Annotated in this window: 8 protein-coding genes; 5 read left to right on the top strand and 3 right to left on the bottom strand. The window is 63.8% G+C overall.

All coding sequences use genetic code 11. The features are described from left to right. Positions 1-150: 150 nt before the first annotated feature. On the bottom strand, positions 151-1,446 hold the full coding sequence (locus tag AC30NL_RS08625; RefSeq protein WP_489463591.1) for an ATP-binding protein: 1,296 nt from the start codon (positions 1,444-1,446) through the stop codon (positions 151-153). Then, positions 1,443-2,129, bottom strand: a complete 687-nt coding sequence (locus AC30NL_RS08630; protein ID WP_489463592.1) for a response regulator transcription factor — start codon at positions 2,127-2,129, stop codon at positions 1,443-1,445. The genes AC30NL_RS08625 and AC30NL_RS08630 overlap by 4 nt, the downstream gene beginning before the upstream one ends. A 141-nt stretch (positions 2,130-2,270) precedes the next feature. On the opposite strand from AC30NL_RS08630, the gene AC30NL_RS08635 reads away from it, so the two are divergent. From AC30NL_RS08635 to AC30NL_RS08645, 3 genes are all read left to right on the top strand, one after another. Continuing rightward, a complete protein-coding gene (locus tag AC30NL_RS08635; RefSeq protein WP_489463593.1) occupies positions 2,271-3,632 on the top strand; it encodes a TAXI family TRAP transporter solute-binding subunit in 1,362 nt (453 codons plus the stop codon). An 18-nt stretch (positions 3,633-3,650) separates the two neighbouring features. Continuing rightward, positions 3,651-4,991 (top strand): NAD(P)/FAD-dependent oxidoreductase, encoded by a 1,341-nt coding sequence (locus AC30NL_RS08640; RefSeq protein WP_489463594.1) that lies wholly within the window; start codon positions 3,651-3,653, stop codon positions 4,989-4,991. 119 nt (positions 4,992-5,110) lie between these two features. Then, on the top strand, positions 5,111-6,919 hold the full coding sequence (locus AC30NL_RS08645; protein WP_489463595.1) for an aminopeptidase P family protein: 1,809 nt from the start codon (positions 5,111-5,113) through the stop codon (positions 6,917-6,919). 1,180 nt (positions 6,920-8,099) lie between these two features. Here the strand turns inward: AC30NL_RS08645 and murB are convergent. Next, complete coding sequence (gene murB / locus AC30NL_RS08650) at positions 8,100-9,116, bottom strand: UDP-N-acetylmuramate dehydrogenase (RefSeq protein WP_489463596.1); 1,017 nt, start codon at positions 9,114-9,116, stop codon at positions 8,100-8,102. Positions 9,117-9,180: 64 nt separating this feature from the next. On the opposite strand from murB, the gene AC30NL_RS08655 reads away from it, so the two are divergent. After that, positions 9,181-9,669 (top strand): YajQ family cyclic di-GMP-binding protein, encoded by a 489-nt coding sequence (locus AC30NL_RS08655; RefSeq protein WP_489463597.1) that lies wholly within the window; start codon positions 9,181-9,183, stop codon positions 9,667-9,669. Between the two features lie 4 nt (positions 9,670-9,673). After that, a complete protein-coding gene (locus AC30NL_RS08660) occupies positions 9,674-10,306 on the top strand; it encodes a retropepsin-like aspartic protease family protein (RefSeq protein WP_489463598.1) in 633 nt (210 codons plus the stop codon). Positions 10,307-10,523 lie beyond the last annotated feature (217 nt).

Raw genomic sequence — 10,523 nt, forward strand, 5'->3', positions numbered from 1 at the left:
AAAGCGCAGCCATAGCTTGGCTATGGCGAGCATTTGCAACGACGAGCAGGGGGCTTTTGGCGTGATGAGCGGGCATGATCGAAAAACTCTCAGCCTCTGAGCCAAGACACCAGTTCTCAATGTCCTCGCCGCACCCGGATTTGGCGCACCCTACGAAAAGCGGACAGTGACGCTCAACCCACTGAGCGGCGAATCGTCGAGGGTCACGCTAGCATGGTGGCGCGCCGCGACGCTCTTCACGATGGCCAAGCCCAATCCCGTGCCCGATTCATCATTGACGGATCGCCGATAGAAGCGATCGAACACCCGCTCCCGTTCCGATGGCGGAATGCCCGGGCCGGCATCGTCGACCTGGATCGTGGGCGCCCCCCCCTTCTCACTCACCCGCACCTCGACGCGGGCACCCTGCGGCGAGTATCGAACGGCGTTGTCGACCAGGTTTCGGGCCAGCACAGCGAGCGCGACGCGATCGCCCACAACTTGCACCGGAGCATCCGCGAAGAGCTCGAGCTTTACGTTGCGCGCAAGTGCAAGCGGAACTGTGTCGGCCACCGCCTGCCGCACGACCTCCCTCAGATCGAGCGGCTCCATCGCCGTCGACGGTGCGCCCGGTTCGCTGCGAGCAAGGGCCAGCAACTGCTCCACCAACCGGGAGGCACGGTCGATGCCGGCGGCGAGCACGTCCACCGCTTGCTCACGCGACGCTTCATCGCCGGCACGCCGCAGCAACTGCAATTGCAACTTCAGCGCGGTGAGCGGCGAACGCAGCTCATGCGCTGCGTCGGACACGAAAGCGCGCTGCGTGTCGAGCGACTGCGAAAGGCGGGCGAGCAAGGCATTCAAGGCACTCACAAGCGGCGACACTTCTTCGGGCAAGCCTTGCGTGGGCAGCGGTGTGAGCGATTGTTCGTCGCGTCGTTGCACGTCTGCCGCCACGTCCCGCAGGGGCCGCAGCGTGAGCGCAGCGACCCACCAGACGACCAGGGCCAGCAGCGGCGCGATGATCAAAAGCGGCGCGACGCTGTGCAGTGCGGCATTGGCGGCCAGCCGCTCCCGGATGTTGAGCGGTTGCGCCACCTGAATCACGCGCAGCGACGTGGCAACGCTGAAGGTGCGCCAGGTCTGCCCGCCCGCCAAGATGTCGGCAAAGCCCAGCAGCGCCCGCGCCGGCAAGTCCGGATGCTGCCGCGACTGGTAGATGGTGCGGCCATCGACCGTCCAGATCTGCACGACGAAGTCGAGCTGCTCATCCGCGAAGGCGCGCGCCTGGTCCGGTGCAATCTCGCCTTGGTCGCGCAAAGACAAGGCCATCTGCTTCAGCTGATAGTCGAAGATCGACTCGGTCTCAGCGATGACACTTCGGTAGGTCAGCACGCCCATGATCGCTGCCGCCACGGCCAGCATCACCAGCAAGGCAATCAGCAAGCGAACGCGCAGAGACTTCACTGCGCATCGCCCTCTTTGGGCGAGGATGGCGTTCCCACGAAATATCCGACGCCGCGCACGTTCTGGATCAAGTCCGCACCTAGCTTGCGGCGAAGCTGGTGGATGTAGACCGACACCGCGTTGCTTTCGATCTCCTCGCCCCAGCCGTAGAGCCGGTCTTCGAGCTGGGCGCGCGACAGCAAGGCGCCGGGGCGTTGCATCAGCGCTTCGAGCACGGCGAATTCACGGGAAGACAACAGCACGGGCGCCCCGTCCTTCGTCACTTGCCGGGTGGCCGGGTCCAGCGTGACGCCTGCGTGGCTCAGCACCGGCTGAGCCCGCCCGCTGTGCCGGCGCATCACGGCGCGGATGCGAGCATTGAGTTCGTCGAGCTCGAATGGCTTGGCGAGGTAGTCATCGGCCCCGGCGTCCAGCCCGGCGACCAGGTCTCCCAGGCCGTCTCGCGCGGTCAGCACGATCACCGGCGTGCTGTCCTGCCTCGCTCGCAGGGCACGCAGCACTTCAAGGCCGTCGCCTTTGGGCAGGCCGAGGTCGAGCAAAACCAAGTCGAAACGCTCGCTCGACAGGGTCGATTGCGCAGCCAACGCGTCGCGCACCCAGTCCACTGCATACCCGTCCAGGCGAAGCGCGGCACGCAGACTGTCGCCGATCATGCGGTCGTCTTCGACGAGGAGCAGACGCATCGTGGATGGGAAGGTGAGTGGAAAACGTGAGGGGGATCGAAAAGCATAACCTCGTCCAGGCCTGACCCCCGATCACGCGTCAAGGCGGCAACGCGGTATCGTGCGGGTCGATGTCGAGATACTCTCAGCCTCTCAGCCCACATGCCCCAAGTCTTGCGCCACACACTGCTGTCCGCTCGCGACCTCCTGGCCACTGCCGGTCCGTTCCTGCTGATCGCGCTCTTTCTGCTGACGCTCGCATACTTCGCGCTCGACCCGAACCCGCCGCGCACGGTGGTGCTTGCCACGGGCGCCGAGCAAGGCGCCTATGCCGAGTTCGGCAAGCGCTATGCCGCAGCACTGAAGCAATACGGCATCAAGGTCGAGCTGCGCACAACGCAGGGTGCGGCCGAGAACCTGGCGCTGCTGCGCGATCGTGGGTCGAATGTCGACATCGCCTTCGTGCAGGGTGGCGCCGACGAACAGCAACAAGGCGAGGAGCATGACGAAGATGCGAACCTTGCGCCGCTTGTGTCGTTGGGCAGCTTGTTCTACGAGCCGGTGTGGCTCTTCTACCGCGATGAGTCCGCGCAGCGCCTGCTGAAGGCCGGCACGCTCGGCAACCTCACCCAGCTGGCCGGCTGGAAGCTCAACATCGGCGCACCCGGCAGCGGCGCGCCCAACCTCATGAAGAAGCTGCTCGAAGCCAACCGCATTGAGGCGAGCACCATCACACTCGTGCAACAGCCGCAAACGCCAGCCGTCATGAGCCTGCTGGGCGGCGACATCGACGCGCTTGTACTCGCCTCCGCACCTGAATCGCTCATGGTGCAGATGCTCTTGCAAACACCCGGCGTCAAGCTCTTCGATTTCGCCCAGGCCGAAGCCTATTCGCGCCGATTCCCTTTCATGAGCCCGGTGACGCTGCCGCGCGGCGTGGTGGACTTGGCGAAGGACGTGCCGCCGGCGGACGTGCGCCTGGTCGCACCGACCGCCACGCTGGTGGCCAAGCGGGGCACGCATCCGGCACTGCTGCAGCTCTTCGTGCAGGCTGCGCAAACGATCCACGGCGAGGCCGGCTGGTTTCAGCGCAAGGGCGAGTTCCCGAGCGCCAAGAACAGCGAGTGGCCGCTGTCGAAAGAGGCCGAACGCTTCTACCGCGCCGGTCCGCCACTCTTGCAGCACTATCTGCCCTTCTGGCTCGCCAACCTCGTCGACCGCATGTGGGTGGCGCTCGTGTCCATCATCGCCATACTGATCCCGATGTCGCGCATCGTGCCGCCCCTGTACGAGTTCCGCATCCGTTCGCGAATCTTCCGATGGTATGGCCAGTTGCGCGCGGTAGAGAACGCACACGGCGAACGTCCGACGGATGAACTGATGCAGGACCTCGACGTCATCGAGGCGCGCGTCGAGAACGTGACCGTGCCGCTAAGCTACACCGACGAGTTGTACGCGCTGCGCAGTCACATCAATCTCGTCAGAAGAAAACTGCAGGCGCCTGCTCCGAATCTACAAAGCTGAGCCTCTGAAGGGAATGCAATGACGCAGAAGAAGCGGGTCGTGGTGGTCGGGTGTGGTTTCGGTGGGTTGGAGGCCGTCCGTGCGCTGTCAAAGGCGGACGTGGAAATCACGCTCGTCGACCGCACCAACCACCATTTGTTCCAGCCGCTGCTGTACCAGGTGGCGACAGCGGGCTTGAGCGCGCCGGCGGTGAGTTCGCCGATCCGGCACACATTGCGAAGCGAGATGAAGCTTGGCAACCTCACCGTCTTGCAAGCGGAGGTAACGGGCATCGACGCCGTGGCACGCCGCCTCACACTCGACGGCAACGAACTGCTGGACTACGACCACCTCATCGTGGCCGCGGGTGCCACCCACAGCTATTTCGGGCATGACGACTGGGCGGCCCATGCGCCAGGCCTCAAGACGCTGGCCGACGCCTTCACCATCCGCGCTCGCGTCATCGGCGCATTCGAGCGAGCCGAACGTTGCAAGACCGAAGTGCAGCGCCAACCATGGATGACCTTTGTCGTCATCGGCGCCGGCCCTACGGGGGTGGAGATGGCCGGCACCATGAGCGAAATCGCGCAGCACACGCTGCCGATGGAATTCCGCCGCATCGATTCGACGCGGACCAAGGTGGTGCTGATCGAAGGATCAGACCGTGTACTCGGCGCCTTCGTGGCCAAGCTGTCCGAAAAGGCGCGCGGGCAGTTGACCAAGCTGGGCGTCGATGTGCGAACCGGCTGCAAGGTCACAGCCATCGATGCCGAGGGCATCACGTATGAGACAAAGAGCGGCGACGCGGTGACAACCCAACGGCTGGCGAGCAAGACCATCATCTGGGCAGCAGGCGTGGCGGGGTCGCCGCTGGGCCGCGCCTTGGCGGCAAGCGCCGGTGCAATCCTGGACCGCGCCGGTCGCGTGGTCGTCGAACCCGATTTGAGCCTGCCCGGGCATCCGGAGATCTCGGTCATTGGCGACCTCGCAGCAGCCAAGAGCTACGGCCCGGGCGAACCCAAGCCCGTGCCCGGCGTGAGCCCTGGCGCCAAGCAGATGGGGCGCGCTGCGGCGGCCAACTTGCTGCGCCGCCTCAAGGGCGAAGCCACCCGCCCATTCCGATACATGGACTACGGCAACCTTGCCACGGTCGGCCGCAAAGCCGCTGTTGTCGACCTCACCGTACCGGTCTTCGGCGCCCTGCGCTTCTGGGGCTTTTTCGCCTGGCTCTTCTGGCTCTTCGCCCACATCTACTTCCTCATCGGATTCCGCAACCGGCTGATGGTGATGATCGACTGGGCATGGGCCTATTGGACATACGAGCGAAATGCGCGAGTCGTGGCGGAACCGCAGACGCCGGCGGTGACAGCGAAAACGTAGATTTTTGCGTTCGTGGCCTTGGAAGGCCGCGATTTCGTTTCCGGATGGAATCCGGGCGAGAATGGCCGCTCACCGCACCGCGCTGACCGAGCGCACCGCCGATTGACACGGACCCGCGCATGGATACCCGCACCTCGCCATTTCGTCTTCGGATAGAACAAGTCCAGGCGGTCTTGAAGCGCCGTGGTCTCGCCGCGCTGCTCGTGCCTTCGTCCGATCCTCACTTGTCCGAGTACTTGCCCGAGCGTTGGCAAGGAAGGCAATGGCTGTCGGGTTTCTCCGGGTCGGTCGGCACGCTGGTGGTGACGCAAGACGCGGCCGCGCTGTTCGCGGACAGCCGCTACTGGACGCAGGCCGAAACCGAAATCGCGCGCAGCGGTATCGATCTCGTGAAGATCCCCACCGGCCCCGGCACCTACCACGTGGACTGGCTGGTAGAACATCTGAAGACCGGCGACATCGTCGGCGTGGACGGTGACGTGCTGGGCTTGTCCTCGGCCCACCAACTTCGCTTCGCGCTCGAGAACGCAGGCATGACGCTCGACACGGGCGTCGACGCGCTCACTGAGGTCTGGCCCGATCGGCCGGGCCTGCCATCTGCGCCGGTGTATGAGCATCGCGTGCCGCATGCGCCGCTGTCGCGCGTCGACAAGCTCGCCAAGGTCCGTGAGGTGTTCCTGCGGCATGGCGCGACGCATCACTTCATCTCAACCATCGACGACATCGCGTGGGTTTTCAATCTCCGCGGCTCCGACGTCTCGTTCAACCCGGTGTTCCTCGCGCATGCACTTATCGATGCACATGGGGTCACGTTGTTCGTCGGCGCGGGCAAGATCGACGCTGCACTGCAGAAGACGCTGGCGAAAGACGGTGTTCGCCTCGCGCCCTATGCCGATGCAGGCCATGCGCTGGCCGCCCTGCCCGCCGGTTCGAACCTGCTGATCGATCCGCGTCGCGTCACGCTGGGTCTAAGGCAAAGCGTGCCTGGCCATGTGAAGGTGCTGGAGACCATCAACCCGAGTACGCTGTTCAAGAGCTGCAAGAGCCCCGCCGAAGCGCATCACATTCGAGAAGCAATGGCGCAGGACGGTGCAGCGATGTGCGAGTTCTACGCATGGTTCGAGTCGGCGCTCGGCAAGGAACGCATTACCGAGCTGACCATCGCTGACAAGCTGCGCGTGGCGCGTGCGAAGCGTCCGGGCTTCGTTGGATTGAGCTTCGGCACCATCGCGGGTTTCAATGCCAATGGCGCGATGCCGCACTACCGGGCGACGAAGGAGTCGCACGCAATCATCGAAGGCAACGGACTGCTGCTCATCGACTCGGGCGGGCAGTACCTGGGCGGCACCACCGACATCACGCGCGTATGGCCCATCGGGACCATCGGGGATGCGCATCGTCGCGATTACACCCTCGTGCTCAAGGGCATGATCGCGCTCAGCCGCACGCGTTTTCCGCGCGGCACGCTGTCGCCGATGCTCGACGCCATCGCCCGCGTGCCGCTGTGGGAGCACGGCCTCGACTACGGCCACGGCACCGGCCACGGCGTGGGCTACTTCCTGAACGTTCATGAAGGTCCGCAAAGCATCAGCAAGGCCATTCCTGAAGCCGCGATGGCGATGGAGCCGGGGATGATCACAAGCATCGAGCCAGGCTTGTATCGCCTTGGGCAATGGGGCATTCGCATCGAGAACCTGGTGATGAATGCGCCAGCGTCGACGGCGGAAGGCAGCACATTTGGGGAGTTTCTGGAGTTCGAGACGCTGACGATCTGCCCTATCGATACGCGCTGCATCGATCGCAGCCTCATGCGCACGGACGAGATCGATTGGTTGAATCGGTATCACGAAGTGGTACGGGATCGGTTGACGCCGCTGGTGAATGGTGATGCGCTGGATTGGCTGGAAGAGCGGACGAAGGCGATCTGAGAGGCTGAGAGTATTTCGAGCGTGTCCGAGCAGCACGTCAAAAGGCGCCTGATCTAGGCGCGAAGCGCAGCCATAGCTTGGCTATGGCGAGCATTTGCAACGACGAGCAGGGGGCTTTTGGCGTGATGAGCGGGCATGATCGAAAAACTCTCAGCCGCTGAGTCCCACCCTTCAAGGTCTTCGTTTCCCTCTCCCCCGGCGTCGCCGGGGGAGAGGGAACCGCAACGCATTACTCCGAAGCGGGCCACAGCGAACTGGCCTGGATTGCTCCCTCGCCCCTTCGGGGAGAGGGCTGGGGTGAGGGGCCTGGGCCTCTGATCAAACATGAGTCTGTCATGCGTCGACCCCGCCTTCTTCATCGCCAAACGGGTGGCGGGGAGGGGTCGAGCAGGTGCGGGCGATGGTGGAGGCCGTCGGGTTGCCTTGATGGAGATGGATGTGATTTTGGGGAGACCCCTCACCCCAACCCTCTCCCCCCGCCGGGGGAGAGGGAGCCGAAATGCGTTACGCCGAAGCGGGCCACAGCGAACTGGCCTGTATTGCTCCCTCGCCCCTTCGGGGAGAGGGCTGGGGTGAGGGGCCTGGGCCTGGGCCTCTGATCAAACATGAATCTGTCATGCGTCAACCCTGCCTTCGTCATCGCCAAACGGGTGGCGGGGAGAGGTCGAGCAGTTGCGCGCGATGGTGGAGGCCGTCGGGTTGCCTTGATGGAGATGGGTGTGATTTTTGGGAGACCCTCACCCCAACCCTCTCGCCCCGCCGGGGGAGAGGGAGCCGCAATGCGTTACTCCGAAGCGGGCCACAGCGAGCTGGCCTGTATTGCTCCCTCGCCCCTTCGGGGAGAGGGCTGGGGTGAGGGGCCTGGGCCTTTGATCAAACATGAATCTGTCATGCGTCAACCCTGCCTTCGTCATCGCCAAACGGGTGGCGGGGAGAGGTCGAGCAGGTGCAGGCGATGGTGGAGGCCGTCGGGTTGCCTTGATGGAGATGGATGTGATTCTTGAGAGACCCCTCACCCCAACCCTCTCCCCCCGCCGGGGGAGAGGGAGCCGAAATGCATTACTTCGCAGCGGGCCATAGCGAGCCGGCCTGTATTGCTTCGCTCGCCTGCAGCTGCGGTACGGCATCTTCGTGACGACTCGGGGTCTTTCGCCCTGTAGATCCAAAGTTGAGGCTGGACCTAAACCACCACCGGCTCCGTCTCCAGGCGAATGCCGAAGCGCCCGTAGACGCTTTCCTGGATCGCCCTGGCCAGCGTCATCACCTCCGACCCGATCGCGCCGCCACGATTCACCAACACCAGCGCTTGCTTTTCATAGACACCAGCCTGTCCAACCGTCTTCCCTTTCCATCCGCAGGCGTCGATCATCCAGCCGGCGGCGAGTTTCACGCTGCCGTCGGGCATGGGGTAATGAACGATCTCAGGATCGCGGCCGATGATGTCGCGGCACTGCTCGGGCGTCACCACCGGGTTCTTGAAGAAGCTGCCGGCGTTGCCGATTTGCGCTGGATCGGGCAGCTTGGCGCGACGGATGGCGATGATCCAGTCGGCGATTTGCTGCGCACTCGGGCTGGCATTGCCGGATTCGGCCACCTTGCGTTCGAGTTCGAGGTACCCCAGCACCGGCTTCCAGGGCTTGGGCAGGAGGAAGCGCACTCGCGTGATGAGGCTGCGCCCTGCGAGCGAATGCTTGAACTCGCTGTCCCGGTATTCAAATGCGCAGATGCCCGCATGGAGCACCACGCTACGGCCAGTAACGAGGTCCACCGCATCGAGCGAATCGAAGCGGTCTTGCAGTTCAAGCCCATAGGCGCCAATGTTCTGCACGGGTGCCGCCCCCACGGTACCCGGAATGAGCGCAAGGTTTTCCAGACCAGTGAAGCCGTTCGCCAGCGTCCACATGACGAACTCATGCCAGTTTTCCCCCGCACCCGCTTCGACGACCCAGCCGTTGGTGCGCTCTTCGACCAGCCGGCGCCCCATGACCTCCACCTTGACGACGACTTGCGGCATGTCGTGCGTCAGCACGATGTTGCTGCCCCCGCCGAGGACGAACTTCGGCGCGCGTCCGAGCTGCGGGTGGTCGACCACCTGCCTCACGTCGGCGTCACTGCGCACGCGCACGAGAGTCTGCGCAACCGCCGGCAGGCCGAAGGTGTTGTAAGGTTTCAGGCTCACACCTGACTCGATATGCATGCGAGAATTTTCGCCGATTCGTCAGCGCCCTTTATTCTTATCCCGGCTCGCAAAAGACCTCACAATGCCAAGCTTTGACACCGTCCTCGAACCCAACCTCGTCGAGGTAAAAAATGCGGTCGACCAGACCGCCAAGGAAATCGGCACCCGATTCGATTTCAAGGGCTCTTCCGCCCGCATCGAGCAAAAGGAAAAAGAAGTCACCGTCTTCGCCGACAGCGACTTCCAGATCGGCCAGGTCATGGACATCTTGCTGGCCAAGCTGACCAAACGCACGGTGGATGTCCGCTACATCGATCGCAGCGCGAAGATCGAAAAGATCGGCGGCGACAAGGTCAAGCAGGTGCTGACCGTGAAAAACGGCATCGACAGCGACACCGCAAAGAAGATTCAATCGCTCGTCAAGCAGAGCAAGCTCAAGGTGCAAGCCGCCATCCAGGGCGACGTCGTCCGCGTCACTGGCGCCAAGCGCGACGATCTGCAGGCGGCGATGGCGCTGATCCGCAAGGACGTGCCGGACGCGCCCCTGACATTCACCAACTTTCGGGATTGATCACATGCGTCTTGTTGTCGCGCCGCTGCTGGCGCTGATGGGTGTTGCCGCCTCCGCGCAGACGGTAACCCTCTCCGGCAGCATGGGCGACAAGGCGCTCTTGATCATCAACGGCGCGCCGCGCACGGTGGCAGCGGGGACCAGCTTCCAGAACGTCAAAGTCGTGAGCGTCGCCCCCGGCGAGGCCGTGGTCGAGATGGAGGGCAAGCGCTCCACGCTGCAAATCGGGGGCGCACCAGTCAACCTGGGTCGCGCATCGGGCGAAGGCACCGGCTCGAAGATCGTGCTCACGGCCGGGCCAGGGGGGCATTTCGTGACGGGCGGCAGCATCAACGGCAAGGCCGTTCAGTTCCTCGTGGACACCGGTGCCTCGGTAGTTGCCATGAGTGAAGCGGATGCTGATCGCATCGGCTTGAAATACAAGGGTGGACAGCGCGGCTACGCCCACACGGCCAACGGGCAGATCACCGTGTATCACGTGCTGCTCGACGTGGTGAAGGTGGGTGACGTGCAGGTCTACAACGTGGACGCCATGGTGGGGCCGATGCAAATGCCGGCCGTGCTGCTGGGCAACAGCTTCTTGACGCGCTTTCAGATGAAACGTGAGAACGATCAGCTCACGCTCGACCGCCGTTGAAATCGCGTCCACCGACGACAAACGATCCTGCGTCTGAAGCGCACTCCTTTCAAGGTCTTGTATTGGCTCCTCTCCCCTCTGGGGAGAGGTTGGGTGAGGGGCTGCGGTGATGGCAGCCCATGGCTTTATTCACCGCCCACGGCCCTCACCCCAGCCCTCTCCCAGAGCTGACCTTTACGTACGCTGGACACGCGGAAGATGGCCGTTGGAGCAAATT

This window comes from Rhizobacter sp. (assembly GCA_021153565.1).
Classification (GTDB): Bacteria; Pseudomonadota; Gammaproteobacteria; order Burkholderiales; family Burkholderiaceae_C; genus Albitalea.

Coding starts and splice junctions, on each gene's coding strand:
- AC30NL_RS08655 (WP_489463597.1), top strand. CDS start 9,181: ATGCCAAGCTTTGACACCGTCCTCGAACCCAACCTCGTCGAGGTAAAA.
- AC30NL_RS08660 (WP_489463598.1), top strand. CDS start 9,674: ATGCGTCTTGTTGTCGCGCCGCTGCTGGCGCTGATGGGTGTTGCCGCC.
- AC30NL_RS08640 (WP_489463594.1), top strand. CDS start 3,651: ATGACGCAGAAGAAGCGGGTCGTGGTGGTCGGGTGTGGTTTCGGTGGG.
- murB (WP_489463596.1), bottom strand. CDS start 9,116: ATGCATATCGAGTCAGGTGTGAGCCTGAAACCTTACAACACCTTCGGC.
- AC30NL_RS08630 (WP_489463592.1), bottom strand. CDS start 2,129: ATGCGTCTGCTCCTCGTCGAAGACGACCGCATGATCGGCGACAGTCTG.
- AC30NL_RS08645 (WP_489463595.1), top strand. CDS start 5,111: ATGGATACCCGCACCTCGCCATTTCGTCTTCGGATAGAACAAGTCCAG.
- AC30NL_RS08635 (WP_489463593.1), top strand. CDS start 2,271: ATGCCCCAAGTCTTGCGCCACACACTGCTGTCCGCTCGCGACCTCCTG.